Source organism: Deferrivibrio essentukiensis, assembly GCF_020480685.1.
In the GTDB taxonomy this organism is placed as follows: domain Bacteria; phylum Chrysiogenota; class Deferribacteres; order Deferribacterales; family Deferrivibrionaceae; genus Deferrivibrio; species Deferrivibrio essentukiensis.
Genome location: NZ_JAJAFU010000005.1, coordinates 42,567 through 69,083, shown reverse-complemented (window position 1 = coordinate 69,083; position 26,517 = coordinate 42,567). Strand labels below are relative to the sequence as shown.

General features: G+C 31.7%; 26 protein-coding genes and 1 tRNA gene. 14 read left to right on the top strand and 13 right to left on the bottom strand.

Translation table 11 applies throughout. The features are described from left to right. Positions 1-9 precede the first annotated feature (9 nt). From trpS to LF845_RS04100, 10 genes are read left to right on the top strand one after another with little or no spacing between them, the layout of a single operon-like run. A complete protein-coding gene (gene trpS / locus LF845_RS04145; RefSeq protein ID WP_242819739.1) occupies positions 10-990 on the top strand; it encodes a tryptophan--tRNA ligase in 981 nt (326 codons plus the stop codon). Next, positions 987-1,697 (top strand): segregation and condensation protein A, encoded by a 711-nt coding sequence (locus tag LF845_RS04140; RefSeq protein ID WP_242819738.1) that lies wholly within the window; start codon positions 987-989, stop codon positions 1,695-1,697. Before trpS ends, LF845_RS04140 begins: the two co-directional genes overlap by 4 nt. Continuing rightward, positions 1,687-2,211, top strand: a complete 525-nt coding sequence (gene scpB / locus LF845_RS04135) for an SMC-Scp complex subunit ScpB (RefSeq protein ID WP_242819737.1) — start codon at positions 1,687-1,689, stop codon at positions 2,209-2,211. Before LF845_RS04140 ends, scpB begins: the two co-directional genes overlap by 11 nt. Beyond that, a complete protein-coding gene (locus LF845_RS04130) occupies positions 2,208-2,897 on the top strand; it encodes a pseudouridine synthase (protein ID WP_242819736.1) in 690 nt (229 codons plus the stop codon). The genes scpB and LF845_RS04130 overlap by 4 nt, the downstream gene beginning before the upstream one ends. Beyond that, the gene (gene queD, locus LF845_RS04125) at positions 2,890-3,249 is read left to right on the top strand and encodes a 6-carboxytetrahydropterin synthase QueD (RefSeq protein ID WP_242819735.1); all 360 of its coding nucleotides are present in this window, start codon (positions 2,890-2,892) and stop codon (positions 3,247-3,249) included. The genes LF845_RS04130 and queD overlap by 8 nt, the downstream gene beginning before the upstream one ends. After that, a complete protein-coding gene (locus LF845_RS04120; RefSeq protein ID WP_242819734.1) occupies positions 3,224-3,937 on the top strand; it encodes a 7-carboxy-7-deazaguanine synthase QueE in 714 nt (237 codons plus the stop codon). The genes queD and LF845_RS04120 overlap by 26 nt, the downstream gene beginning before the upstream one ends. Further along, positions 3,934-6,183 carry a tetratricopeptide repeat protein gene (locus tag LF845_RS04115; RefSeq protein WP_242819733.1) on the top strand — a complete coding sequence of 750 codons (2,250 nt, stop codon included), beginning with the start codon at positions 3,934-3,936 and terminating at the stop codon, positions 6,181-6,183. Before LF845_RS04120 ends, LF845_RS04115 begins: the two co-directional genes overlap by 4 nt. A 16-nt stretch (positions 6,184-6,199) precedes the next feature. Next, a complete protein-coding gene (locus LF845_RS04110) occupies positions 6,200-7,009 on the top strand; it encodes an ExeA family protein (RefSeq protein WP_242819732.1) in 810 nt (269 codons plus the stop codon). After that, positions 7,009-9,171 carry a sensor histidine kinase gene (locus LF845_RS04105; RefSeq protein ID WP_242819731.1) on the top strand — a complete coding sequence of 721 codons (2,163 nt, stop codon included), beginning with the start codon at positions 7,009-7,011 and terminating at the stop codon, positions 9,169-9,171. Before LF845_RS04110 ends, LF845_RS04105 begins: the two co-directional genes overlap by 1 nt. Then, positions 9,172-10,536, top strand: a complete 1,365-nt coding sequence (locus tag LF845_RS04100; protein WP_242819730.1) for a sigma-54-dependent transcriptional regulator — start codon at positions 9,172-9,174, stop codon at positions 10,534-10,536. Between the two features lie 262 nt (positions 10,537-10,798). On the opposite strand, the gene LF845_RS04095 is transcribed toward LF845_RS04100, so the two are convergent. The 10 genes from LF845_RS04095 to LF845_RS04050 all read right to left on the bottom strand — a co-directional run bounded on the left by LF845_RS04095 (position 10,799) and on the right by LF845_RS04050 (position 22,243). Beyond that, positions 10,799-11,713 carry a dihydroorotate dehydrogenase gene (locus tag LF845_RS04095; RefSeq protein WP_242819729.1) on the bottom strand — a complete coding sequence of 305 codons (915 nt, stop codon included), beginning with the start codon at positions 11,711-11,713 and terminating at the stop codon, positions 10,799-10,801. Positions 11,714-11,716: 3 nt separating this feature from the next. After that, the gene (locus tag LF845_RS04090; protein WP_242819728.1) at positions 11,717-12,490 is read right to left on the bottom strand and encodes a dihydroorotate dehydrogenase electron transfer subunit; all 774 of its coding nucleotides are present in this window, start codon (positions 12,488-12,490) and stop codon (positions 11,717-11,719) included. A gap of 11 nt (positions 12,491-12,501) precedes the next feature. After that, complete coding sequence (gene carB / locus LF845_RS04085) at positions 12,502-15,723, bottom strand: carbamoyl-phosphate synthase large subunit (protein WP_242819727.1); 3,222 nt, start codon at positions 15,721-15,723, stop codon at positions 12,502-12,504. A 137-nt stretch (positions 15,724-15,860) separates the two neighbouring features. Next, on the bottom strand, positions 15,861-16,406 hold the full coding sequence (locus tag LF845_RS04080) for an SWIM zinc finger family protein (protein ID WP_242819726.1): 546 nt from the start codon (positions 16,404-16,406) through the stop codon (positions 15,861-15,863). A 60-nt stretch (positions 16,407-16,466) separates the two neighbouring features. After that, complete coding sequence (gene recG / locus LF845_RS04075) at positions 16,467-18,761, bottom strand: ATP-dependent DNA helicase RecG (RefSeq protein ID WP_242819725.1); 2,295 nt, start codon at positions 18,759-18,761, stop codon at positions 16,467-16,469. Positions 18,762-18,764: 3 nt separating this feature from the next. After that, complete coding sequence (locus tag LF845_RS04070) at positions 18,765-19,217, bottom strand: chemotaxis protein CheW (protein ID WP_242819724.1); 453 nt, start codon at positions 19,215-19,217, stop codon at positions 18,765-18,767. Between the two features lie 231 nt (positions 19,218-19,448). After that, the gene (gene panD / locus LF845_RS04065; RefSeq protein WP_242819723.1) at positions 19,449-19,817 is read right to left on the bottom strand and encodes an aspartate 1-decarboxylase; all 369 of its coding nucleotides are present in this window, start codon (positions 19,815-19,817) and stop codon (positions 19,449-19,451) included. Between the two features lie 9 nt (positions 19,818-19,826). After that, positions 19,827-20,675, bottom strand: coding sequence for a pantoate--beta-alanine ligase (gene panC / locus LF845_RS04060; RefSeq protein WP_242819722.1), 849 nt, complete (start codon positions 20,673-20,675; stop codon positions 19,827-19,829). Positions 20,676-20,679: 4 nt separating this feature from the next. Next, positions 20,680-21,492, bottom strand: a complete 813-nt coding sequence (panB, locus tag LF845_RS04055; RefSeq protein ID WP_278252156.1) for a 3-methyl-2-oxobutanoate hydroxymethyltransferase — start codon at positions 21,490-21,492, stop codon at positions 20,680-20,682. A gap of 214 nt (positions 21,493-21,706) precedes the next feature. After that, positions 21,707-22,243: a cupin domain-containing protein gene (locus LF845_RS04050; protein ID WP_242819721.1), complete on the bottom strand. Its 537-nt coding sequence runs from the start codon at positions 22,241-22,243 to the stop codon at positions 21,707-21,709. Between the two features lie 130 nt (positions 22,244-22,373). On the opposite strand from LF845_RS04050, the gene LF845_RS04045 reads away from it, so the two are divergent. Together LF845_RS04045 and LF845_RS04040 are read left to right on the top strand one after the other, a co-directional pair. Continuing rightward, the gene (locus LF845_RS04045; RefSeq protein ID WP_242819720.1) at positions 22,374-23,351 is read left to right on the top strand and encodes a sensor histidine kinase; all 978 of its coding nucleotides are present in this window, start codon (positions 22,374-22,376) and stop codon (positions 23,349-23,351) included. Between the two features lies 1 nt (position 23,352). Continuing rightward, a complete protein-coding gene (locus tag LF845_RS04040) occupies positions 23,353-23,877 on the top strand; it encodes a gamma carbonic anhydrase family protein (protein ID WP_242819719.1) in 525 nt (174 codons plus the stop codon). Here LF845_RS04040 and LF845_RS04035 read toward each other — a convergent pair. The 3 genes from LF845_RS04035 to LF845_RS04025 form a co-directional block, all read right to left on the bottom strand. Then, positions 23,874-24,449: a helix-turn-helix domain-containing protein gene (locus LF845_RS04035; RefSeq protein ID WP_242819718.1), complete on the bottom strand. Its 576-nt coding sequence runs from the start codon at positions 24,447-24,449 to the stop codon at positions 23,874-23,876. The genes LF845_RS04040 and LF845_RS04035 overlap by 4 nt on opposite strands. A gap of 83 nt (positions 24,450-24,532) precedes the next feature. Beyond that, positions 24,533-25,138 carry a hypothetical protein gene (locus LF845_RS04030; RefSeq protein WP_242819717.1) on the bottom strand — a complete coding sequence of 202 codons (606 nt, stop codon included), beginning with the start codon at positions 25,136-25,138 and terminating at the stop codon, positions 24,533-24,535. A 29-nt stretch (positions 25,139-25,167) separates the two neighbouring features. Next, positions 25,168-25,241: transfer RNA gene (locus LF845_RS04025), tRNA-Arg, on the bottom strand. A 296-nt stretch (positions 25,242-25,537) separates the two neighbouring features. On the opposite strand from LF845_RS04025, the gene LF845_RS04020 reads away from it, so the two are divergent. Then, the gene (locus tag LF845_RS04020; protein WP_242819716.1) at positions 25,538-25,738 is read left to right on the top strand and encodes a cold-shock protein; all 201 of its coding nucleotides are present in this window, start codon (positions 25,538-25,540) and stop codon (positions 25,736-25,738) included. 139 nt (positions 25,739-25,877) lie between these two features. After that, on the top strand, positions 25,878-26,513 hold the full coding sequence (locus LF845_RS04015; RefSeq protein WP_242819715.1) for an HAD family hydrolase: 636 nt from the start codon (positions 25,878-25,880) through the stop codon (positions 26,511-26,513). Positions 26,514-26,517: the final 4 nt, after the last annotated feature.

Sequence of the window (26,517 nt, the reverse complement as noted above, 5' to 3'; positions counted from 1 at the left end):
GGAGCGCATATGGATAGAGTCTTAAGCGGGATGAGGCCAACGGGGAAACTGCATATCGGGCACTACTTCGGCGCCTTACAAAACTGGGTTTCTCTTCAAGATAAGTATGAATGTTTTTATTTCATAGCCGATTGGCATGCACTTACAACTAATTATGAGAATCCGGAAGATATCGTATCTCTTAGAAAAGAGATGTTGTTGGATTGGCTGTCAGTTGGGATTGATGTAAATAAATCCACACTTTTCGTACAATCAAAAAATATTTATCATGCAGAACTTTTTTTACTTTTGTCTATGATAACCCCTGTAAGCTGGCTTGAAAGATGTCCGACATATAAGGAAATTCGTGATGAAGTTAAAGATAAGGATCTGTCAAATCTTGGTTTTTTAAGTTACCCTGTTTTGCAAACTGCTGATATTATTATTTATAATGCCAAATACGTACCTGTAGGGGTTGACCAACTGCCCCACCTTGAAATCTCAAGAGAAATTGTAAGAAGGTTTCATTTTCTATATAAAAGTGAGCTCTTTGTGGAGCCTGAAGGTTTATTGACAAAAGTACCAAAACTCTTAGGGACTGATGGCAGAAAGATGAGTAAATCATACGGTAATGCAATTATGCTGTCGGAAGACTTTAAATCTATTGAGAAAAAAATCAAAACAATGATGACAGATACAAATAGAAAATTAAGAACAGATCCTGGTAACCCCGATATCTGCCCAGTTTTCGATTATCATAAAGTATTTTCAAATGAAGAAGAGAAATCTTACGTAACAGAAGGTTGTAAAAATGCAGGAATCGGTTGTATCGATTGTAAAAAAATTCTTATAAAAAACTTGCTTGCTTTTCTTGAACCCATTCAGAATAAACGAAAAGAATTTGAAAATATTATAGATGATGTTGATGATTTTTTAAGCAAATCTCAGCAAAAAGCCAACGAAGTGGCAAAAGATACGGTTGAAAAGGCACGAAAAATACTAAGGATATGAATAGCTTTCTTGAAGTAAAATTTGAAAATTTTGAAGGACCATTAGATTTACTAATTCATCTTATTTATAAAAATGAGATGAGTATTTATGATATATCAATATCTATTATTACTGACCAATTTGTAGAAGCTGTTGAAAATATGAAAACTTTGGATATGAACATTGCCGGAGAGTTTATTCAAATGGCTTCATATCTTTTATATTTAAAATCCAAAATGCTTCTTCCTAACAGTATTGCAGATGAAGAGGATATTGACCCTGAACAAGAAAAATTTTTGTTAACACAAAAAATTATAGAATATTCTTTTTATAAGGATGTATCTGAAATATTACGGGAAAAAGAATTTTTTTCAGGAAGATTTTTAAAAAGAACGGAGAGTATTCTTTTACCACGACTTGAAAAAGTAGAAGCAGATCCATATATATTGGCGAATATGCTGTTTAAATTGCTTGAAAAGCCTATAAAAGAGAGTGATGTGTCTATCAAAAAAGATATAATTGATATAGAAACTATGATAGATAAATTAAAAATATTTTTAAGTAATAATAAAGTATGTTTTTGGACGGAAATAATCAAGTTTGCAAAGAACAGGCAAGAAGTAGTTGTTTTGTTTATGGCGGTATTGGAAATGGTAAAAATTAAGCTTATTCAAGTATTCCAAACTGATAATTTTTCTGATATTAAGGTAACATTATATGGACAATAAAGAAAAAAAGATTTTTTATGCGAGTTTATTCCTTTCAGGAAAACCTTTAAGTAAGACATTTTTTGTCAAAATATCCGACAATCCCATCAATCTTGAAAATAGGCTTACAGAATATATAAAAGAGTTCAACGAACTTGAGCTTGGCTTGAGAATAAGAACTGTCTCTGATGGATACCAAATGGTAACAGAAAGCAATATCTTTGATGAGCTTGCTGAATTTTTTGGTGAAAAAGGTGAAGCACTATCAAGGGCAGCTCTTGAAACACTTGCAGCAATAGCCTACAAACAACCCATAACTAAAAATGAAATAGAAGATTTAAGGGGTGTTAATAGCTCAGGTATTATAAAAAATCTTTTAGACAGAAACTTCATTAAGGTTGTTGGAAGAAAAGATGTACCCGGAAGACCTCTTCTTTACTGCACTACAAAAGAGTTTCTTGAATATTTTGGGCTTAACTCTCTATCAGATTTGCCCACATTCAGAGAATGGCAAGAACTAAAAAATAACAAATGAGACTTAACAAGTTTATAGCTTCTACAGGATATTGCTCGAGACGAAAAGCAGATGAGTTAATCTTCAATGGGCAAGTAAAAGTGAATAATGAAATAATTCTTGCTCCTGGATACGAAGTAAAAGATAAAGACATTGTCAAAGTAGAAGATAATATTTTATCTCTAACAAATTATAAATATTACATTTTTTATAAACCTATAAATGTTCTGACAAGCTATGATGACAGCCGGGGTAGGAAGTGTCTTAAAGATTTTGACTTTTTCAAAAAAAACAATTTAGCTTATTCTGGAAGGCTTGATTACAAAAGTGAAGGTTTGATTTTATTTACCAACAACGGTGAACTTATTTATAAGTTACAAACTCCTAAATTTAAGGTTGAAAAGGAATATATTGTTGAAGTCAGTAAAAATTTAAAAGAAAAAGAAAGGTTAACTTTGGAAGATGGGTTAAAAACTGTAGAGTATAACTATGGTAAATGCAAAATTACTGAAATAGAAAAAGGAAAGTATAGAGTCATTCTGACTGAGGGGAAAAACAGGCAAATAAGAAATATGTTTAACTATTTTGGAATAAAAGTTATAAACTTGAAAAGAGTTAGAATAGGGGAATTAAAATTGAACGGTCTTAAACCGGGTGAAATAAAAGAGATACCTGAATATATTATAAAGGAGTATTTTAATGTATAGAGTAAAGACTTTTATGTATTTTTCTTCTGCACATAATCTAAGGAATTATAATGGTAACTGTGAAAATTTACATGGTCACAACTGGAAAGTTGAAGCAATACTGCAAGGGGATAAACTTGACAACGTAGGAATGCTGGTTGATTTTAAAATACTCAAAAAAACTCTCAAAAATATACTTGATGAGCTTGATCATAAATACCTTAATGATATTGACTATTTTAGAAATGTTAATCCCACCAGTGAAAATATGGCACAGTATATATTTAACCGTCTTAAGAAGGATTTTGGTGAATTGGTGTTTAAGGTTATAGTATGGGAAAGTGAGAATGCCGCCGCTGAATATTTTGAATAATATAAACATATCCGAAATCTTTATCTCTTTGCAAGGCGAGGGTAAATATGTTGGTGCAAGGCAACTGTTTATCAGATTTTCAGGCTGTGATATAAACTGCAAAGGGTGTGATACAGACTATTCATTAAGAGATAATTTTTATTTCATCGATGAAGAATACAAAAACCCTATAAGTGCCGATTTTTTGGTAAATAAAATAAATAATAAAGATATTTTGGAAGGTATCCACAGTATATCTTTTACAGGTGGAGAACCTCTTTTATGGTCTGAAGCTGTTGAATTTATTATTGATAGGATTGGCAATAAAACCAAATATTTTCTTGAAACAAGTGGCTTTCATTTAGATATTTTAAAAAAAATATATGACAAATTGGATATAGTTAGTCTCGATATAAAACTAAAATCGACTTTTGGAATAGACGACAATATTGATAACTTAAAAAGAGCAGAATTTATTGAAAATAATAAATCTTACTTTAAACTGGTGATTAGCGATAAAACAAAAAGTGAAGAATTGGTAAAAGTAATAAAGTTATTAAAAGAAAAAGACTTCAATGAAATTTACCTTCATTCTAAAAATAATTTAGTTGAATTTAAATTATTAAGTGATATAATGGAAATGTTTTATAATAGTGGTATAACTTGTTATTACGTTCCACAAATGCATAAGATGGTGGGAATAAAATGATCTTTTTTGGTTCAAAAAAGGAAAAAAATATAACAATCCAAGAAGTTAAGGCTTTGTACGCTAAGGGAAATTATAAAGCTGCACTTTCCTCCTGCAAAAAATATCTTGAACAAGAGAAAAACGATTTTGACGCCACCAATCTTCTTGGCGATATTTATTATAAAATGGGGGATAAAACTAAATCTCTTGAAATATTCAAACAACTCGCTGCCAGTATGGAAGAAGATAAATACGTTGACAGAGCTATCGCTGTAACAAAAAAAATTATCAGACTTTTTCCAGAGCAATACGATATGTACAGGAAGCTTTCTAAGCTTTTCGAAAAAAAGAATATAAAGGCTGAGCAATTAGATGTGTTATATGACTTGGCTGATATTTATGAGAAAAAAGGGTTAGATGATAAAGCAATTGATATTTTAAAAGAGATTGCAGAAATAGATAGAAACAGCATATTAAATTACAAAAGGATTATCAAAAAGTTACAACAGTTTGGCAAAAAGTACGATATATGCAAGTTTATGCACTATTGCGTTGAATTAGCCCATAAAAATAATGATTCGGAAGCGTTGCAGTTCTTTTGTGAAGCTGCTATAGAATCAGAATGCGAATTTAAAAGCTATTTAAAATATACAGTAGACTACTTTAGAAAGAATAGTGAAAAAAACGATATTTTTGTCAAATATGCCGAAGAATTTTTATTGGAAGAGTTTGATCGCGAGGTATTTTCCTATTATCTAACATTAAAACCTCTTGAATCTAACCTTCAATTTTACAACAAAATTAAATCAAAATATAGAGCTTATGATATTTACCTTCCAATTTTATCCTACCTTCTCGATTTTGATTTGAATGAATTTAAACTTGAAATTAATGAAATTGTAAACTTACCTGAATATGATTTCAAAGAAAATTTACCTAAGCTTGCAGAAGTATTTTATGATAAAGTCAATGACCCTGAAATACTTGATATGTTAGTTGTATTGGCTTCCAAAGGTTCAATGAAAGAATTGCAACTAAATATTTATAAAAAACTGACAGATATTTATAAAGAATTAGGTGATACAGTAAAAGCAAATAATATAGAGAAGTATATTAACGAGCTTACATATTCTGCAACAGACTCTGATCAAAAATCTAACGATATAGAGCTTGGGGCAACTTACGATAGTTTTGCAGAAGGTGAAAATATTTTAAATATTGATACTGATACAGATTTTGGAGATATTGACCTTGAGCTTACTTCATTTGATACAAGTGATGAAAAGGTAGCACTTGATTTGGATTTAGATACAAAAGATAATGATACATTAGAACTTGAACTGAATAAAAACACTGTAGATGATAGTTCTATTGATATTGACATCGATTTTTCTCAACCTGAAGAGGTTAATGATATTGAGTTGAGTAAGGAAGATATTGAACTTAGTAAAGATGATGTTGATATAGAAATAAATTTAGATGAGTTTGGTGTCAACGATGAAACTGAGATAGGTGACATTTTTGACAATGTTGATGATGTTGAACTAAAACGTGATGACACTACTGATTATCCAGAAGAGGACAATTTTGCAAAACAAATAGAATATGTAAAAAGTCTGATCAAAAATAAAAAATATCAAGAAGCCAGAACTGAGGTTGATCAACTCATCATACTTTATCCTGACAATGAAATCATTAAAAACATTGCAGCAGAGTTAATATTGGCTGAAACCGATTTTGCATCTGATAAAAACGATAAAAAAACTGATATTTCTGAGATAGTTACTTATGAATTTAAGAGTATTGCAAATAACATAAGAGCCAGTATTAACGAGCAGGTAAGCGAAGATGATTATGAAACTCACTATGACCTTGCTATAGCATATATGGAAATGGAGCTTTTTGAAGATGCCGTTAACGAATTGAAAAAATCAGCAACAGGAGCTAAAAAATATGAAAGCCTTTTTTTATTAGCGGAGTGCTATAAAAGAATGGGACTTTTAGATGATGCAGTCAATGTTCATAAATTGATAGTTGTCGATTATGAAGAAAAGGAAAAATTATTAAATTCCCTTTATGAGATAGGATTGTTATTAGAAATGAAAAATGACCCTGTAACTGCAATTAACTATTTTGAAAAAGTATACAGGTTGGATCCAAATTTTAGAGATATTAAAGACAAATACAATGCAAGTACCGATATTTCATTTGAAGAGAATAGGGGAGGGGATGAGAAGAAGAAAAAAAAGAAAATTTCATTTTTATGATTAAGGGGCTATTATAATGAGTGTAAAAGATTTTTTCGGGCTTAATGAACTACCTTTTAATAATTCACCAGATATAAAGTTTTTTTACAAATCAAAAGAACATACTGAGATTATCAAGAGGTTAAAATATGCAATAGAAAACAATAAAGGGCTTGCCATTGTAATCGGTCAAATTGGTACCGGTAAAACAACACTTGCTCGATTGATTTTGGATGAATTTGATGCAGATAATTATGAAATTGCTTTGATAATTGTTGTTCACTCTGAAGTAACATCGGAGTGGATACTAAAAAAATTACTTATGCAATTAGGAATTCAGGAAATTCCAAAAGAAAAACCTGCAATGTTAAGCAAACTATACGAAAGGCTAAGTCAGCTGGCTGAAGCCAATAAAAAAGTTGTAATAATTTTTGATGAAGCACAAATGCTCAAAAATAAAGAAGTAATGGAAGAGCTAAGGGGCATTTTAAACTTTGAAAATGAGACAGGCAAACTTATAAACTTTGTTCTATTCGGGCTGCAGGAATTGGAAGATAATTTGAAACTTGATGAACCCCTTAGACAGAGAGTTGCAATGAGATTTATACTAAAACCTTTTGATTTACAAGATGTTAAGACATACATTTTGCACAGATTGAAAATTGCAGGTGCAAAAAAAGTATTTTTCACAGATGATGCCATAAAAACAATTTATAGATTTTCTGGTGGCATCCCCAGAGTAATTAACACCATATGTGATAATGCGATGTTTGAGGCCTATTTAATCAAAAATGATTCCATAGACAGCAAACTTATAGAACAGGTCTCACTTGACCTTGGACTTTAATGGATAATAACGGTAAAAATATCACTACAGGCAAAAATAAAAATATACTAAAATATTTAGCTCTACTATTTTTACTGGTAGTTGTAAATTATATAGCAAGTTCAAGGTTTTTAAGTACTGACATACCTCTATACTCCAGTATAACAATTTTTTTGCTTATAAATATCAATATAATCCTTCTCCTCGTGTTATTAATTGTAATATTTAGAAATGTGAGTAAGTTATTTTTGGGGAATAAAAAATCGATATTTGGCACAAGAATCCAAACAAAACTTGTAGTTTTTTCCATAACTATAACAGTATTGCCTGTATTTGTAGTGTTTGTGTTTTCTACCAACATTATAAATAATAGTATTGACAAATGGTTTGACGTTCAAATTGAGCAGGCATTAAAGAGCTCAGTAGATTTGATGCAAAAATATCAAAACCAAGTAGAAAGAGATCTGATTGAACAAACGGATATTTTGTCTAAACTTATTGCATCTAAAGGGTTTATGCTTAAAAAAAATTACGATGAACTCACCAAATTTGGTAAGGAATATATAAGTGGCAATAAAATTGACGGAATTTTAATTTATAACAATAAAATGGTAAAAATACTTCACGAAGATAAAGAGTACTACCTAAACTTTATCGTGGATGAAGATGTCTTAAATGAAATTATATCAGGGAAACAAGTAGCTAAATACTCTTTTATAGGTAATACTCAAATTTATTGGGTAGGTAATCCTGTTTCAGCACTGACAAGCGATAATATCATTCTTGGAGCAATGATAGTATATAAACTTGTCCCTTTAGACCAAGCAGAGCAAGTGTCAAAGATTTTAGATTCTTACAGAAATTACAGTCAAATAAAATTTTTCGCCGAGCCAGTAAAAAATTCTTATAAGATTTTACTTATTTTAATGACATTACTAGTAATATTTGCGGCAATATGGGGAAGTTTACTCTATGCTAAAAATATTACTAATCCTCTAGAAGAACTTGCAACTGCCGCAGATAGAGTATCAAAAGGGGATTTAGATATAAAAATTGAAGCCACATCAGATGATGAAATAGGTATTTTGGTGAATGCATTTAATGAAATGGCAGAAAAATTGAAAAAACATACAGAAGAATTGAAAGCTAAAAACAAAACTCTTTCTGAAATGTATTCTCAAATTGCTAAAGATAAGCAATATATTGATACTATTTTTAAAAATGTAAACTCCGCTATATTTCTTCTTAATGAGAGTAAAAAGATTTTAAAAACAAATACTATGGCTGACAGTTATATAGAGGACAATAGTTTAAGTGAAAAACTAAAGGAAATTATAGACGATTTTGTAGCAAACGAAAAACATAATACTAATATTCAAACAGAAATAAATTATAATGGTGAAATACGTACTTTTTCAATTATATTGAACAAAATCTTTGATACTTATAATCAATTAACCAACATAGTTATTGTTGTTGATGATATTACTGAGCTTGTTAATATAGAAAGAATTAATATTTGGAAGGAAATGGCTAATAGAATAGCTCATGAGATAAAAAATCCGCTAACACCAATCAAATTAAATGCGGAAAGAGTTGCCAAAAAAGCATATGACATAGACAATGATAAACTAAGAGATTTAATACTTAAAAGCATGAATAAAATAATTAATGAATCAAATGAATTATATACTCTTGTTCAAGAATTCAGTAATTTTTCAAAATCTGATGTAATAAATAAAGAGAAGATAGGTATTAAAATTCTTATAAGTGAAATATTAGAGCTATACGAAAAAAATGACAAAAACATAAAGCTAAACCTTAAATCTAACTTCAGTGAAGAAATAATGATAAATGCTGATAAACAGCAGTTGAAAAGAGCATTTTTAAATCTCATAAACAATTCATTTGACAGCATAAAACATGATAATGGCAAAATATCAGTGTATTTAAATAAAAAAGGAAATTTACTGGAAATAATCATAGAAGATAACGGAACCGGCATAAAAGAGGAAAATATATCAAAACTATTCTTACCATATTTTAGTACAAAACCAAGCGGGACAGGATTAGGACTTGCGATAGTAAAAAAAATAATTGAGAACCACAATGGAAAAGTATTTGTCAAAAGCCAAATAGATGAATATACTAAAGTAATAATAAATTTGCCCATAGAGAGCTAAATGAAAATATTGATTATAGACGATGAAGTAAATATCTGTACAACAATCAAGGATATACTGGAAGATGAAGGTTACAGTGCCGATTTTTCCATAAATTTTAGTGAAGGATTCCAAAAATTAAAAAGCCAACTATATGATGTGGTTTTTTTAGATATTTGGCTACCTGATAAAGATGGTGTCATCGGATTACAAGAAATCAAGAGCTATTTTCCAGAAATTGAAGTCGTAATGATAAGTGGTCATGGAAATATAGAGAATGCAGTAGAATCAATAAAATTCGGAGCGTATGATTTTCTGGAAAAACCTTTATCCCTCGATAGAATTTTATTGGTTATAAAGAACTTAAAAGATAAAATTGAACTAACACAACATATTAAAGAATACAAATTAGACTATTTAAAAAAATATGATTTACTCGGCAACAGTCCACAAATTAAAGAATTAAGAGCCAAAATTGAAAAAATAGCACAAACTAATGCTAGAGTCCTTATTACCGGCGAAAACGGAACAGGTAAAGAACACGTGGCCAGGTTAATTCATCTCCTAAGCAAGAGAAGCAGTAAAAGATTTGTAGAAATAAACTGCTCAGCCATCCCTTCAGAGCTTATGGAAAGTGAAATGTTTGGATATGAAGCCGGAGCATTTACTGGAGCATTAAATGATAAAATAGGGCTATTTGAGGCAGCAGATAAAGGCACAATATTTTTAGATGAAATAGGTGATATGGATATAAACCTGCAAGCTAAATTATTACGAGTACTTGAGACAGGTGAATTTACAAGAGTAGGCTCAATCAAAACAATAAAAAGTGATTTCAGACTAATAACTGCAACAAATAAAAACTTAGAAGATGAAATAAGTGCAAATAACTTCAGGGAAGACCTTTATTATAGAATAAGCGTAGTACCTATACACGTGCCACCTCTAAGGGAAAGAAAAACCGATATTCCAGTATTGATTGAGCATTTTATAAATGAAGCATGCGTTACTAACGGCATTGAGAAAAAAACAATTGACAAAGGGTTGTTGGAGAAAATGATAAATTATTCTTGGCCTGGTAATGTACGACAGTTAAAAAATGCTGTCGAAAGAATGGTAGTATTATCAGATAGTAGTATAATTACATTGAACGATGCACCGCCATTTCTTACAGAAGCGAATAATCAACAAAGCAAACTTAATATAGAAGATTTAATGGCAGAATTTTATCCATTAAAACATGCAAAGGATATATTCGAAAAAGATTATATCGAAAAAGTATTAGAATTAACAGGGTGGAATATTTCAAAAGCTTCAAAAATATTAGAAATTGAAAGAACTTATCTGCATAAAAAAATAAAACATTTTCAGATTTCAAAAGAATAAAGCAAAAAAGTATAAACTATAAGAAAATCGCACTAATACAACATCTATACCAACCAATTTGTTTAACATAATATATCTTATCGGACATTATGGATATATGAATACATTTTCTCCCAAAATACACAGGGTTATAAAATCGTGAACAATGAACTTTAGATTTCGGATAAAAATAAATTGACTAAAGAGATTGTATTGGTTTTAGAAGCTTTGCAATTTAATGGTCAAACCTTAATTTAGCAATTATTACTTAATACTAATGTATCTAAACTATTACCTTTCCTGTCAAATCAGTTATTTTATCTATACTTTTAGATTTGAGATAATCTTCTAATTCTTTAACAATTTGTATTGATATTTCAGGGTTTACAAAATTTGCCGTACCTATTTGCACAGCTGAAGCACCCGCTAAATAAAATTCTACTACGTCCTTATAATTCATAATTCCACCAATACCAATTATTGGTATACTAATTGTTTTATAAAGCTCATATACCATTCTTATAGCGACCGGTTTGATGGCAGGCCCGCTAAGACCTCCTGTAATATTTGAAATATATGGTTTTTGGGTCTCTATGTTTATTGCCATTCCAAGAAGAGTGTTTATAGCGCTTATTGCATCTGCTCCTGCTTCTTCTGCTACTTTACCAAACAACTTTATGTCTGTTACATTTGGTGATAGTTTCACTATTAATGGCTTATTTTTGATTACTTTTTTTGTTTCATATACAACTGAGTAGGTCATTTTAGGGTCAGTCCCGAAAGCTATGCCACCCTCTTTTATATTTGGGCAGGATATGTTCATTTCCAACATATCTATTTCACTTTCATCTAGTATTCTCGCTACTTCAACATATTCTTCTATAGACTTACCCCAAAAGTTTACAATTATTCTCGTATCATACTTCTTAAGTAAAGGAAGCTTCTCATTTATAAACCTTTCAACACCAACATTTTGAAGCCCTATTGCATTTAGCATTCCGGCATTTGTTTCCATGATTCTGGGCATTTTATTCCCCTTAGTTTCTTTTAGGGAGATCCCCTTTACCGAAATACCTCCTAACCGATTTAAATCTATAAATCTGGCATACTCAATCCCATATCCGAAAGTGCCACTTGCGGTTATAATTGGATTTTTAAATTTTACCCCACATATTTCTATTTCAAGAGATTTACTCATTTTCTACTCCCAAACAATTCTTGCGCCATCAAATACTGGCCCTTCTACGCAGCATCTTTTTTGTTCAATTTCACCTTTATCATTTTTAACATAAACAAGGCAGCCAAGACATGCCCCCATGCCGCATGCCATACGCTCATCGAGAGAAACTTCTACTGGGATATTATGCTCTATGGCAAGCTCAGATGTTGCCTGTAGCATCCTTTTTGGACCACATGCATATATTTTTCCATATTTTTTTATATTTTCTGAGAGAGGTAATGTCACAATTCCTTTTTTACCTACTTTTCCATTTTCTGTCGTTACTTCAATATGTTGACAGTATTTTTTAAACTCATCAATTAATAGAATATCATCTTCCGTCTTTCCGCCATAATATAAATCAACCAAAACATCCTGGTTATATAAATATTTTGCCAAAAATAAAAGTGGGGCTATCCCTACCCCGCCACCAACAAGGGCAACTGTTTTTTCATTATTAAAATTAAATGTATTACCAAGTGGCTCTGAAAATTCTATATATGATCCAACTTTAACCTGAGAAAGAAGATTTGTACCCTTACCGATTAATATATATAAAATTTTAAACCTTCCCCGTTCTATATCACACACCCCAAAAGGTCTTCTTAAGAGAGGATCGTATAAATAGTCGTACTGCTGAGCCTTTACCATCATAAAATGCCCAGGTTTAGCTTTGCTTACAAACTCCTCACTCTCTATTTCCATAAGATAATACTTATCATTTAACATCAAATTATTAACTACTTTCCCTTTCATATGCTACTTCTCTACTTGTAATATTCTTGTATAGACTTAACTGTGATTCCCGATTCAATGTACTGCTTAATACCGTTTGCTGAAGCTTCAGCAGCTTCTACTGTGGTCACAAATGGGATATTATAATTCAACATTGCTCTTCTCATTGAATCAGCATCAAGCCTTGACTTTTTACCTTCCGGCACATTTATTATAAAGGCAACCTCTCTATTTTTAATCATATCTACAATATTTGGACGCCCTTCTTGAACCTTTAATATACATTTACTTTCTATATTGTTGTCATATAAATATTTATGTGTCCCCTTTGTGGCTATTATTTCAAACCCTATTTCATGGAGTTTTTTTGCAACTGGTAAAATCTGCTCTTTGGCACTATCTTTTACGCTGATAAACACCTTACCTTTAGTAGGCAGTTTGTTCCCTGCTCCCATTTGGGCCTTGAAATAAGCCCTCCCAAACGTTGTATCAATCCCCATAACCTCTCCGGTTGATTTCATCTCCGGGCCTAAAATGACATCAGTATTAGGAAATTTTACAAAAGGGAATACTGATTCTTTTACAGTATAGTAAGTTAACGGCTTAATATCTGTAAATCCTAAATCTTTTAACTTATACCCAACCATTACTTTTGATGCCAATTTTGCCAAAGGAATACCTATACTTTTACTAACATATGGAATTGTTCTTGAGGCTCTTGGATTAACCTCCAATAAGTAAACATCTTCATTCTTGATTGCATACTGAATGTTCATTAGCCCCACTACATTTAGTTCCTTTGCTATAGCAATAGTTTGCTTTTTCAAAATATCTATAATGCCTTCAGGAATTGATCTTGTTGGAATAGAGCAAGCTGAATCACCAGAATGAATCCCGGCTTCTTCAATATGTTGCATTATTCCCGCAACTACAACAGTCTCACCATCACTTATTGCATCTACATCAACTTCCATCGCATGTTCCAAAAACTTATCAATTAATACCGGGTGTTCTTCACTGGCCTCAACTGCATACTTCATATACTTCTTCAATGAATCTTCATCATAAACTATTTCCATCGCTCTGCCACCTAACACATATGATGGCCTAACAACTACAGGATACCCAATCTTCTTTGCAATATCAAAGGCTTGCTCAGCATTTTTAGCTATGCCGTTTGATGGTTGTTTTAAATTAAGTTTCTCTATTAATATTTTAAACCTTTCCCTGTCTTCAGCTATATCAATACTATCAGGAGATGTACCTAAGATCTTCACACCCTCCTCTTCAAGCGGAACTGCTAACTTTAATGGGGTTTGACCACCAAACTGAACAATAACACCAATCGGTTTTTCTTTATTTATAATATTAAGCACATGCTCCCTGGTTAGAGGCTCAAAATATAGTCTGTCTGATGTATCGTAGTCCGTACTTACGGTTTCAGGGTTACAGTTAACCATAATCGTCTCATATCCAATTTCAGATAGTGCAAAACAAGCGTGAACACAACAGTAGTCAAACTCTATCCCCTGCCCTATCCTGTTTGGGCCTCCACCCAGAATAACTACCTTTTTCTTGTTTGTGACTTCTGCTTCACACTCATCTTCATATGTTGAATATAAATAAGGGGTGAATGATTCAAATTCAGCAGCACAAGTGTCAACCCTTTTATATACAGGGTTTATATTCATATCATTGCGTTTTACTTCAATATCTTTTTCTGTACAGTTTAATAATTTAGATAATCTTTTATCGGAAAACCCCATCTCCTTTGCCAATCTTAATGTATCAGCATCTATATTATCTAAACCAAGTTTTTTTATAATATCCTCATAGCCTATTATTTCATAAATTTTATTTAAAAACCATTTATCAATTTTCGTATAATCATGAACTTCATCTATGCTAAAGCCAGCTCTATATGCTTCACCGATATACCACATCCTTTTATCAGTAGGCCTTTTTAAATAATGAATTATCTCTTCTTTAACTTCAGGTTTATTCAAATCATCCTTTGCAAATATTTCATCAAATCCTGACTTACCAATTTCAAGAGATACTAGAGATTTCTGGAGAGCTTCCTTAAATGTCCTTCCTATTGACATCACTTCTCCAACCGATTTCATTTGAGTAGTCAAAGTATCATCAGTGCCTGGAAATTTTTCAAAAGTAAAACGCGGAAATTTAACTACACAATAGTCAATGGTAGGCTCAAACGATGCCGGTGTTTTTTTGGTAATATCGTTTGGTATTTCATCTAATGTATAACCTACAGCAAGTTTTGCCGCAATCTTGGCTATAGGGAAACCTGTTGCTTTTGATGCAAGGGCAGAGCTTCTAGAAACTCGAGGATTCATTTCTATGATAACCTGTCTACCGTTTTCAGGATTAACAGCAAACTGAACATTTGAACCGCCCGTATCAACACCAATCTCACGCATTACTTTTATAGCTGAATCTCTAAGTATTTGATATTCCTTATCGGTAAGAGTTTGTGCAGGTGCTACTGTAATACTATCCCCTGTGTGAACCCCCATAGGATCAAAGTTTTCTATAGAACAAATAATTACTACGTTATCTTTTAAATCCCGCATTACTTCTAATTCATACTCTTTCCAGCCTATAATAGATTCTTCTACAAGAATCTCACCAACAGGAGAAGCTTCCAACCCCCACTTTAGATATTCTACATATTCTTCCATATTGTATGCAACATTACCACCAGTCCCTCCAAGCGTAAATGAAGGTCTTATAATTACAGGAAATCCTATTGAATCAATTGCTGACATTCCTTCTTCAAAACTGCGAATGTACGCGCTTTTTGGCATATCAAGACCAATTTTTGACATCGCCTGTTTGAATAATTCTCTATCTTCAGCTTTTTTTATGGAATCCGCATTAGCACCTATGAGCTCAACATTATACTTTTCAAGAATGCCCCTTTTATGTAAATCAAGGGCTGCATTAAGAGCAGTCTGTCCGCCAACCGTAGGTAATATGGCATCAGGCCTTTCATTTTTTATGATCGCTTCCAAAACTTCCCAATGAATCGGCTCAATATATGTTGCATCAGCAAACTCAGGGTCTGTCATTATGGTAGCGGGATTTGAATTAACTAACACTACCTTATACCCTTCCTCTTTCAATGCTTTTACAGCCTGAGTTCCAGAATAATCGAATTCACAAGCTTGCCCGATAACTATCGGACCTGAACCTATTACTAAAATCTTCTTAATGTCTTCTCTTTTAGGCACAATATCCTCCAAACAAAAAGCAAATTGTAAGCTTTTAACAAATGTTAATTGAAATAACAAGCGAAAATGTCAACATACACTTCATAACTTTATGGCAACTACATAAAAAAAGAAGCAGATTTCTCTGCTTCTTTTGACTATTTTGAGTTTACACCTTTTTCTATCAGATACAAACACGCCAACTTTAGGGGAGCTGTTAGCGTATGGAATTTCCCGCTCGAATCATCCTTAACAATAGCAGAAATTTGCTGAACTGAAATACCTGTGATATCAGAAAGTTGAGCAACACCAAGACAGCATTTCTTTAGGTCTTCCAATAGAGTTTTAAGCTTTGTGGTTCTTAAATAAAATTGAAGCTCTTCAGGGCTGTTTATGTTTTCTCTTTTAATTTTTTTATTACTTTCAAAAACCCAAGGTGTATAAATGTAAGTTAAGCCCAATGCTGCAGCATGCTTACAAAACATTTCCTTCGAAGTTTCACATTGACATTCATAAGACAGCGGGTCAGTGTCTATTTTTAATTTAACATCATAGACGCCATGATTACCTCTGATTTTCCCTTTCAAAACATTATCTTCAATCTTGCAATCAAAAAATTTTCCCACGTAATTCTCAGCCCTTTGGATGGTTATGCCTGTTGAAATATTTCTGAGCTGTTCTTCGGTGAGTTTTAGTAACTGCATCGGCTCCTCCTTAGTTTAGTTAACAAATTATAATACATCAAAAAAGATATATCAATTAATTTATCCGATTTGTATTAATTCTATCTCTTTTTTCCACTTTTCCTTAAGCACCTGCCTTAATATATTATTTTCAGGCTTTTCAAGGTAAGGGTCATTTTGAATAATTTCCAAAGCTTCTTTTCTAGCTTCTACCAGTATCTTAGCATCTCTAATAATGTTTGAAAATTTAAAAGAAGGTAACCCTGATTGTCTGACCCCGTAAAAATCCCCGGGTCCCCTCATTTCAAGATCAATTTCTGCAAGTCTAAAGCCATCATTATATTGCTCCATCGCCCGAATACGCTTTAAACCTTCATCATTAACTTTTTCACTATAAATAAGAAAACAATAAGACTGTTTGTCACTTCGCCCTATTCTACCCCTTAACTGATGAAGTTGAGCAATACCAAACCTTTCAGCATTTTCAATTACCATAATCGTAGCATCAGGCACATCAACCCCAACCTCAATAACAGTTGTAGAGATAAGGACTTTAATCTCTTTATTTTTAAATCTATCCATAATTTCCTTTTTTTCCAAACTTTTCATTTTTCCATGTAGAAGGCCAACATTTTTAACCCCAAAAATCTTAGAAAATTTTTCATATCCAATTGTTGCCGCCTTTAAGTCCATCACCTCACTTTCCTCAATCAAAGGATAAACGACATAAGCTTGATTCCCTTTATTTAGTTCTGCCTTAATTGCATGTACAGCAACATCTGTTTTATGCTCGCTTAAAGCTTTTGTTATTATTGTCTTTCTTCCCGGAGGAAGTTCGTCAATAATCGAAATATCCAAATCGCCATAAAGAGTAAGGGCTAATGTTCTTGGAATCGGAGTAGCACTCATCAAAAGAATATCAGGGTTTAACCCTTTATCTGATAAAGCTTTTCTTTGAAGCACACCAAATCTGTGTTGCTCATCTATTATAGCAAGACCAAGCTTATTAAAAACAACATCCTCTTGTATAATTGCATGCGTTCCAAAAACAAAATCAATTTCGTGGTTTTTAATAAAATTTTTTATATTTTCTTTTTCTGACTTTTTAACTGCACTCGTCAACAATGCACTTGTAAAATTGTTATTTATCAACTTATTAAAATTGTTGAAATGTTGCTCTGCAAGAATTTCAGTAGGAGCTATAACAGCAACCTGATAGCCGTTTAATATAGCAACAAGTGCGGCAATAAATGAAACTATAGTTTTTCCGCTACCGACATCCCCTTGAATTAATCTGTTCATTTGGATTTGACTTTTCATATCATTAAAAATATCACGCAATACATTTCTTTGTGCATTTGTAAGTTTAAAAGGTACAAACGGCTTGATTCTTTCTAAAAAACTCCTTTCAATTTTGAATTCTATCCCTTTGTTTTTTTGATAATTATGTTTTTTAACAGCAAAACCTAGTTGAAGATAAAAAAGCTCTTCAAAAATAAATCTTTTATGATAAATAGATTGAAACAAGTTAAGTTCATTGACATTTTCTGGCTCAGCTGGAAAATGTATCCCTTTCAATGCCTGCTTTATCTCAGGAAAACCATACTTCCTTAAAATGTATTCTGGAAGACTTTCATACAAATATTCAAAATAACTCTCATATGTATTCTTAACTAAATTACAAAATATTTTATTTTTTATTTTAGTCCCTACAGGATATTTAACTCTTATTTTATCTATTTCAGTTGTATCAATAAATTCCGGATGAACAATACTTTGAAGTCCCCTAAAATTCTTAGCTTCACCGTAAAGAGAGAGATTATTACTACTTTGTAAAAAAGGAATAGGATATTTTTTACTGTAATTAAACCATACTCCTGAAAAATGTTCACCATTTTCACCTTGGAAGATGACAAAAAGGTAATTTTTACCAAATTTTGTTTTTACGTACTCGTGTGAAAAATATTTTCCCGTAAGTATTTTTTTGCCAAAATTATTAGAAGACACATATTCGTATTTATTCGGGAAAAATAAAAGCAAGTCGTTTACGGTCTTTATATTTATACTGTGCAGATTAGCCTTTAACTTTTCACCTACCCCTTTTATCTTATCAACAGGAAAATTCAATACAGATAAATTAGATTTATTATCCTGAGAAACAAGACTTATATATAAATCAGAAATCAGTTCATCAAGTACTGCTGCCTTAAAATTATTGGATTCTAATACTTGTAATATTTTAGTTGCAAGATTTTTATCAATGTTATTAACTATCAAAAGAAGAGAGTTTAGAGTATTTTTAGTATCATGATATAGAGGAGAAGGATTTTTCTTTAATAGCAATATCCTTTTTTTCAGTTCACTTATATAGTCCATCTATTAAATAGAATTAAATTGTCTCTGCTCATAAGGTGAGAAAACTTTAGTAATATCCAAAAGTATAATCATACCCTTGTCAGTTTTTGCCACGCCGTTTATATAGTTAGAATCAATATTTACTGCAAGGGCGGGTGCATCTTCAATTAAATTTTTCTCTATTCTTAAGACTTCTTCTACTTCATCTACAAGAAAACCAATTTTTTTATTATTAATATTTGCTATAATAATTCTACTTGTTTGAGAGTTATTTACTGTTCCTAAATTTAACTTTTTCTTTAAATCAACAACAGGTATAACTCTACCCCTAATATTTACTATCCCCTCAATAAAATCTGGAGCTTTTGGAACAGGAGTAATTTCTGTCTTTCTTAAAATTTCTTCAATTACCATTATATCTATAGCATATTTTTCAGAGCCTAACTTAAAACCAACAAATTGACTGATATCTGCCATATTTTAACCCTCCGATTTTTGAAAATTATAAGATAGAAATTTAAATTTGTAAATGCCTTATCAACTGCTGTCACCTTACTTTTTTGCATCTACATATTTTTTCGTATCAAATGCTAAGCCTTAAGAATGTTCAAGGTCCAAATTTAGTTCTAAGCGTTAAGTATTAAGTATAATCTAAGTAAAATGGGGATAATTATTAGCAACAATTATCCCCTTATTAAAAAATCTTTATTATGCTAATACCCTATCTTTGTTGATAGGTCTATTTTTTTCGTCCACCTGTATAACAATTGGGTTATGATTCTCCAACTCTTCTTCATCGTAAAGACCATAAGAAACAATAATAACCATATCTCCGGGTTGTACCATCCTAGCAGCAGCACCATTCAAGCAAATTTCACCGCCCCCCCTTTTGCCGTCAATAGTATAAGTTGAAAACCTGGCACCGTTGGTAATATTATAAATATCCACCTTTTCATAAGTCTTAATATTTGCTAAGTCCATCAAATCCTTGTCAATTGTAATACTACCCTCATAATGAAGGTCTGCATCTGTAACTGTAGCTCTGTGAATTTTTGATTTAAACATCTCTCTTTTCATATTTCACCCCTAATTTATTGTAAACACATTATTATCTATAAGTCTTGCTTTCCCTACAAAAACCGCCAATGCCATCAAAAAATTACCATTTATCTCTTCTATAGTTTCAAGTGTTTCAGGATCCACAATTTCAACATAATCAATCTTAGTAAAGCGGAACCCTTCAATATACTTAATTACCTCTTTTTTTATTTTATTTGCGTCCTTGACCCCTTTTAAAAGCATCCCTTCTACAAGGGAAAATGATTTATTTAAAGAAAGTGCAGACTCTCTTTGCTCTTCTGTTAAATAAACATTTCTGGAACTTAAGGCAAGCCCGTCCTTTTCCCTCACAATAGGGCAACCAACTATATTTGTGTCGATATTTAAATCTTTAACAACCCGTTTAATAACAAGAAGTTGCTGATAGTCCTTTAATCCGAAATATGCATTATCTGGAGCCACAATATTTAGCAACTTCGTCACTACAGTGGCAACACCGTCAAAATGACCCGGTCGACTTTTACCACAAAGTTTACCAGTAAGAACATTTAAAGAAACTTTTGTGAAAAATCCGTCAGGATACATCTCCTGAACAGTTGGATAAAAAAGAATATTGCAGTCTTCCTTTTCTAAAAGAAATTTATCCCTCTCAAAATCACGTGGATATTTTTCCAAATCCTCATTAGGTCCAAATTGAGTAGGGTTTACAAATATACTACAAACCACAATACTGTTTTCAGATTTAGCTTTTTTAATTAGGCTCAAATGTCCTTCGTGCAAATAACCCATAGTAGGGACAAAACCAATTTTTTTCCCTTCCAATTTTTCTTTTTTTATTATCTTTCTTAAATCTTCAATTTTATTTATTACTATCATATTGCTACCTCAAAAAAGAGTGTTTTTCTTCAGGAAAAATGGACACCTTTACATCAGACATGTAATTTTTTGTAGCCTCCCTTATAACATTGCCAACTCTCGCATACTGTTTTACAAATTTCGGTGTAAAATCATCAAATATCCCAAATATATCCTGAAAAACCAAAATCTGACCATCACAATTGACACCAGCGCCAATACCGATTGTTGGAATTTTTATACTTTCAGTTATTTTCTTACTTACTTCGGCTATAACACCCTCAAGGACAATAGAAAAAGCCCCGGCCTCTTCAATAGCAAATGCATCTTCCAAAAGCTTCTCATCATTATCTCTACCTTGAATCTTATAACCCCCGTGAGCTAAAACCTGCTGTGGCATAAGCCCTATATGCCCCATTACGTTTATCCCCATTGTAGAAAGCTTTTTAATTAAAGGTGCAATCTCTTTTCCACCTTCAAGCTTTATAGCTTCTGCTCCACTTTCTTTAATAATCCTAACAGCATTAATTATTGCCTGCTCATCTGAAACCTGATAACTGCCAAAAGGCATATCTGCCACAAGAAATGCTCTCTTAACAGCTCTTTTAACCGACTTAGTGTGATATATAATCTCATCAACTGTAACCGGTATTGTACTTTCGTATCCATTCATTACCATACCCAGCGAATCACCGACTAAAATCAAATCAATACCGCTTTCATCGAGAAGTTTTGCTGATGAATAGTCATATGCAGTAAGACATGCTATCTTTTCATTATTCTTCATTCTTTTAATGTGATTGACAGTTATTTTTTTTATTTCGACATGTTTACTCAAATTTGACCTCCATACAAAAAAAAGCCTCCCGGCATAACCGGAAGGCTGTAGTTGTCATCTATAACAGTCTCCATGTCTCGGTCCTGCCGGATCCAAGCATACTTTATTCTATGTTAAAACTCAAAAGGTATGCACTTCTGTTGCATCCAAGGGGTTAATATATATATTTGTTTAGTTTGTCAATCTAAAATTCAATTTTCTAATTAAACTTACATTAAAAGCTTGGCGGTGTACCCACCCAAAAAGCTTTTAACTTTTCATCAGTCTTGTTTTTAAGCTTATGAGGTAAGTTTGAACTAAAATAAATTGATTCCCCCTCTTTTAATACATACTCCTCATTTCCAATAACAACAGTTAAGACACCTTTTATAACATAACCAAACTCTTCACCGGTATGTCTATAATAATCTGAGCCGGTTTCAGAGTGAGGGTCTATCTCAACTATCATTGGCTCTAACTTTCTGTTAACAAGTTTTGTTGCCAAAAAAGCCATTGAAAGACTTTTATTTTTAAGAATTTTATAGTCATTTTCAGTAAACTTATGCACGATATTTCTTTCATCTTCAAAGAGCTCACTAATAGTTGTGCCCAGAGCGTAGCAAATCTTTTTTAGTGATGATATAGACGGGGAGTTTTTACCATTCTCAATTTGACTGATAAAACTCTTAGTAAATCCAGTTTTTTGAGAAATATCCTCAAGGGTCATACCTAATTTTTTTCTAATATCTTTTAATTTAGCTCCATAACTCATTTTAACTCCTTGCATTTTATTTATATTTAAATTATATATTAAAATTATGAGAAATAGTCAAGGACTTAAGTTAAACTTAGTAAATTTCCTTATTGTTGTGTTTCTGGCTGTTCTAAACGTTTTTTTTATAATGTATTTAATTTATAATCAATTCTACTCACTGCTATCAGCCGTAATTATTTTTGAATCAATTATAGTTGGTGTGTTTGCACTTTACTCTCTAAATAAATACAAAAAAGTAAAAAATGAATTAAGCCACTGCGTTCTTGAATTTGAAAATTTAAAACAAGAGCATGAAAAGATGTTAGCACTAAACAAGGAAACCATGAATGAGATTGAAACTTCAAATGCAGAATTAAAAGCATTAAACTTACAGCTGATAAAATCCAGAAAAGAGCTTCAGGAAATTTCCGATTACAGAGGAAAGTTTTTAGTTAACGTATCTCACGAATTACGCACACCACTCAATGCTATAATAGGGTTTACAACCATAATGACAGCAGATGATTACGACCCTAATTCATGTGATTTTAAAGAGATGGTAAAGGTTATACACGAATCAAGTAAAAGATTACTTAATTTGATAAACAATATTTTAAATATAGCAAAACTTGAAACCGATATAACGGAAATCAAACCTGAACCTGTATCTTTTGAAAACATTTACCAATCTATTGTTTCTGTCGGCAAAGGACTTATTGCAGATAATAATAAAGTAATTTTTATTTATGAATCTGATGACAATCTACCTAAAGTAATTGCAGATGAGAAAAATTTATTAAGAGCACTAACTCAATTTATTGATAATGCAATAAAATACACAAATAGAGGCGAAATTCTTTTTAAAGTGACAAATTTACCGGATTGTCTTGAAATAATTATAAAAGATACAGGAATAGGTATGCCCGATTCAAAACTAAAAGAGCTCACAGAGCCATTTTTGTCACAATTTAATGAAGAAGGCAAACTTGAAAAATTAGATACTGAAAAGTTAGGTTTTAGTTTTGCCGTTGCTAAATATTTGATAGAAAAAATGGGTGGAGAGTTTTTCATTGACTCTAAAGAAAATGTAGGGACAGTCATAAAAATAAGATTAAAAAAGGCATAATATGGAAAATGTCGAAAAAAGACTTAAACTAAAACCGAAAATCGGTAAAAACACTTTCATCGCAAAAAATGCTATAATCCTTGGAGACGTTACCATTGAAGATAACGTAAGTATCTGGTATAACGTAGTAATACGTGGTGATGTCAACTATATCAAAATAGGTAAAGACTCAAATATACAAGATGGCGCAATAATACATGTTACTAAAGACAAATTTCCTACCGAGATAGGTGAAAGGGTCACTATTGCTCACAGCGTGACTTTGCATGGATGTAAAATTAAAGATGACTGTCTTATCGGAATAGGTGCCATAATTATGGATAATTCAGTTATAGGGAAAAATTCACTTGTAGCAGCCGGAGCCGTAGTTCCCCCAAATAAAAATTATCCTGAAAACAGCCTAATCGTGGGCAACCCTGCAAAAGTAGTTAGGGAGCTTACAGATAAAGATTTAGAAATGATCAGAAGCAACGCAGCAAGATATTTAAGCTATAAAGATATTTACCTAAAGCTCAATATAGATTAGCTTTTAAACTGAATATTTTTAACCCTAACAGACAAAACCTTTGAATCATCATTGATTAAACTTTCAGCATAATGTGGTATTTTTGAATTAAAAGCGATACTGTCCCCCTCTTTCAACTCAACAGTATTGTTGTTTAAATACATCCTAATATTTCCGCTTAATAAAAACATAAATTCGTACCCTTCATGGCTGAACAATTTTTTCTCACCCGAACTTGGCTTAATAGAAACAATGAAGGTTTCAAACAAGTCATTATTTTTAATAGACGCTAATTCTTCGTATAAATATCCATGCTTAGCACCTTCTCTAAAAACAAACTTCCTTTTGTCAGAAGGCACAAGATAGTAGTCCTTATAATTTATTTCCTCTTCAAAGAAATAAGTCATCTTTACATTTAATACCTTTGCAATTTTGGCAAGTGTATTTATCGGAGGAGTTACCACATTATTCTCTATCTGAGAAATCAATGCTTTCGAAAAACCGGTCATATTGGCGACGTCTTGCAAAGTCAATTCCCTTTCATTCCTTAACTTTTTTACTCTTTCACCAATATTTATTTCAAAATTATTCATAACTCACTTCCTGTTTGACCAAAATTATCTTTTTTAAGTTTAAATAAATTAGAGCACATTTGTCAAGTAATTTATTAATTTTTTTAAATATCGCTTAACTGTTTTTGCGTTAACTTTAGGATTACATCTTCCGGGATATAATGAGGTTGATCTATTTCCGTAAACTCGGAATTTTTAAAATTATTAAGAAAATTCAATATACTCCTTCTTTTAATTAGTTGGTCGGCACAACCGTATATGACAAGGACATTTTTGGCAGATGAGCCTTCAGTTATCTTTGAAGATTTAAGATAATTTAATCCATCAATTAAATTATTCAAATACTTCTCCGAAGGCTGAGCGATAGGAATAACACCCGCTTTAGCCTGGAAGTACTTAACTGTTTTAGCAAAATCTTTATTAAGCCCCTTAATGATAATATCTATATTCTCTTCAAAAAAAGATTCAACAAAATGCATATATGGTGCAATTAGTATAATTTTTTCCCACTTATCACCAAATGTATCAATATATTTTGAAATAATATGTGCTCCGGCTGACCATCCGATTAGAGTCTCTCCACCATTATCGACTTCACCCAACACATAGTCTATATTGTCAACAAAAGGTTCAAAAAAAGTAAATTTTTTAGAAATGGCAGGAAAATATTCTTTTGTAAACGACCAATCAGAAATAAAAATATTTTTCATTATTTTTGCCTTCTTGTTTAGAATAAAAACGCGCCCTGGAGGAGTCGAACCCCCAACCTTTTGATCCGTAGTCAAACGCTCTATCCAATTGAGCTAAGGGCGCTAATTAGTGAGGCTTGTTTATATTAATTTTTAATTGGCTTGTCAATTGTTTTTTGGGTATTATTCAGGTATTTTAGGGTTGTTTAATTGGACTTGGCTTTATCGGTTATTGTTTTATAGTTACCCATAATATTAAATAAATTATCTTAAAACAAAAAAATACTTGCATTAAAAATTAATTAGTATATACTTCACATTAGAGTTGGTAGTACAGCAGTTTAAAAAACTAGTAAGCCGTGCGTCCAGCACGGCTCTTTTTTTATACTGCAAAAATATTTTATAATTAGCGAGGTAGAAATGCTCAAAGGAACAGTTAAGTGGTTTAACGACACAAAAGGTTTTGGATTTATCACACAGGAAAATGGTGAGGATGTATTTGTTCATCACACTTCAATTCAGAAAGAAGGTTTTAGAACTTTGGCTGAAGGTGAAAGAGTTCAGTTTGAAATTGAAAAAACCGGTAAGGGACCTGCAGCAGTTAATGTTGTAAGTCTTTAATCTTAAAGATTTTAAGCGGGCTTAATGCCCGCTTTTTTATTGTCTTATTTATATTTCCCCCGAGTTCTTTCAAAATTAGTTGATTTTAAATTTATTTTTTGTATTCTCTAAAAGTTACTAATATCTTAGAAGGTGAAAAATGTTTAACTTATTTATATTTGACCTTGATGGCACAATTCTTGATACCATTGAAGATATTCATGATTCACTCATAGAAACGTTAAGGTATTTTAATTTAAAAACTTTCGATATTGAAACTACAAAAAGTTATGTAGGTGATGGGTTTAAAATGCTTGTTAAAAGAGCAATAGGAAACACCTCTTTTAAAGATGAATATGAAAAAAAATTTAGAGAAATTTATCAAGAAAAACAAATTAACAAAACAAAACCTTTTGAAAATATTTTTCAAGTATTTGAATACTTAAAATCCCAAAACAAAATAATGGTAATATTATCAAATAAAGCATTTAAAAATACTGATTATCTTGTCAAACACTACCAATTAGATAATTATTTTGATAACTGGTATGGAGCTGACTCATTTCCTGAGAAAAAACCATCCCCTAAATCTATTATCTCTATATTAAATCAATACAATTTTTCTTCAAGTGAAGCTATTATAATAGGTGATAATTACACTGATATAGAAGCCGGAAAAAATGCTAATATTAAAACTTGTTTTTGCGAATATGGTTATGGTAAGCTAAGCGGTGTAATGCCAGATTTTAGAGCAAAAGATATTGCTGAATTAATTAATATATGCAAACAAAGGTAGAATT

Bases quoted from the DNA above. Each gene is read 5' to 3' on its own strand.
- LF845_RS04015 (WP_242819715.1), top strand. From the start codon at position 25,878: ATGTTTAACTTATTTATATTTGACCTTGATGGCACAATTCTTGATACC.
- scpB (WP_242819737.1), top strand. From the start codon at position 1,687: ATGGACAATAAAGAAAAAAAGATTTTTTATGCGAGTTTATTCCTTTCA.
- LF845_RS04100 (WP_242819730.1), top strand. From the start codon at position 9,172: ATGAAAATATTGATTATAGACGATGAAGTAAATATCTGTACAACAATC.
- trpS (WP_242819739.1), top strand. From the start codon at position 10: ATGGATAGAGTCTTAAGCGGGATGAGGCCAACGGGGAAACTGCATATC.
- LF845_RS04040 (WP_242819719.1), top strand. From the start codon at position 23,353: ATGGAAAATGTCGAAAAAAGACTTAAACTAAAACCGAAAATCGGTAAA.
- LF845_RS04105 (WP_242819731.1), top strand. From the start codon at position 7,009: ATGGATAATAACGGTAAAAATATCACTACAGGCAAAAATAAAAATATA.
- queD (WP_242819735.1), top strand. From the start codon at position 2,890: ATGTATAGAGTAAAGACTTTTATGTATTTTTCTTCTGCACATAATCTA.
- panD (WP_242819723.1), bottom strand. From the start codon at position 19,817: ATGAAAAGAGAGATGTTTAAATCAAAAATTCACAGAGCTACAGTTACA.
- LF845_RS04050 (WP_242819721.1), bottom strand. From the start codon at position 22,243: ATGAGTTATGGAGCTAAATTAAAAGATATTAGAAAAAAATTAGGTATG.
- LF845_RS04120 (WP_242819734.1), top strand. From the start codon at position 3,224: ATGCCGCCGCTGAATATTTTGAATAATATAAACATATCCGAAATCTTT.
- LF845_RS04080 (WP_242819726.1), bottom strand. From the start codon at position 16,406: ATGCAGTTACTAAAACTCACCGAAGAACAGCTCAGAAATATTTCAACA.
- LF845_RS04140 (WP_242819738.1), top strand. From the start codon at position 987: ATGAATAGCTTTCTTGAAGTAAAATTTGAAAATTTTGAAGGACCATTA.
- LF845_RS04090 (WP_242819728.1), bottom strand. From the start codon at position 12,490: ATGAAAGGGAAAGTAGTTAATAATTTGATGTTAAATGATAAGTATTAT.
- LF845_RS04115 (WP_242819733.1), top strand. From the start codon at position 3,934: ATGATCTTTTTTGGTTCAAAAAAGGAAAAAAATATAACAATCCAAGAA.
- LF845_RS04070 (WP_242819724.1), bottom strand. From the start codon at position 19,217: ATGGCAGATATCAGTCAATTTGTTGGTTTTAAGTTAGGCTCTGAAAAA.
- LF845_RS04035 (WP_242819718.1), bottom strand. From the start codon at position 24,449: ATGAATAATTTTGAAATAAATATTGGTGAAAGAGTAAAAAAGTTAAGG.
- LF845_RS04095 (WP_242819729.1), bottom strand. From the start codon at position 11,713: ATGAGTAAATCTCTTGAAATAGAAATATGTGGGGTAAAATTTAAAAAT.
- LF845_RS04030 (WP_242819717.1), bottom strand. From the start codon at position 25,138: ATGAAAAATATTTTTATTTCTGATTGGTCGTTTACAAAAGAATATTTT.
- LF845_RS04130 (WP_242819736.1), top strand. From the start codon at position 2,208: ATGAGACTTAACAAGTTTATAGCTTCTACAGGATATTGCTCGAGACGA.
- recG (WP_242819725.1), bottom strand. From the start codon at position 18,761: ATGGACTATATAAGTGAACTGAAAAAAAGGATATTGCTATTAAAGAAA.
- LF845_RS04020 (WP_242819716.1), top strand. From the start codon at position 25,538: ATGCTCAAAGGAACAGTTAAGTGGTTTAACGACACAAAAGGTTTTGGA.
- LF845_RS04110 (WP_242819732.1), top strand. From the start codon at position 6,200: ATGAGTGTAAAAGATTTTTTCGGGCTTAATGAACTACCTTTTAATAAT.
- LF845_RS04045 (WP_242819720.1), top strand. From the start codon at position 22,374: ATGTATTTAATTTATAATCAATTCTACTCACTGCTATCAGCCGTAATT.
- panC (WP_242819722.1), bottom strand. From the start codon at position 20,675: ATGATAGTAATAAATAAAATTGAAGATTTAAGAAAGATAATAAAAAAA.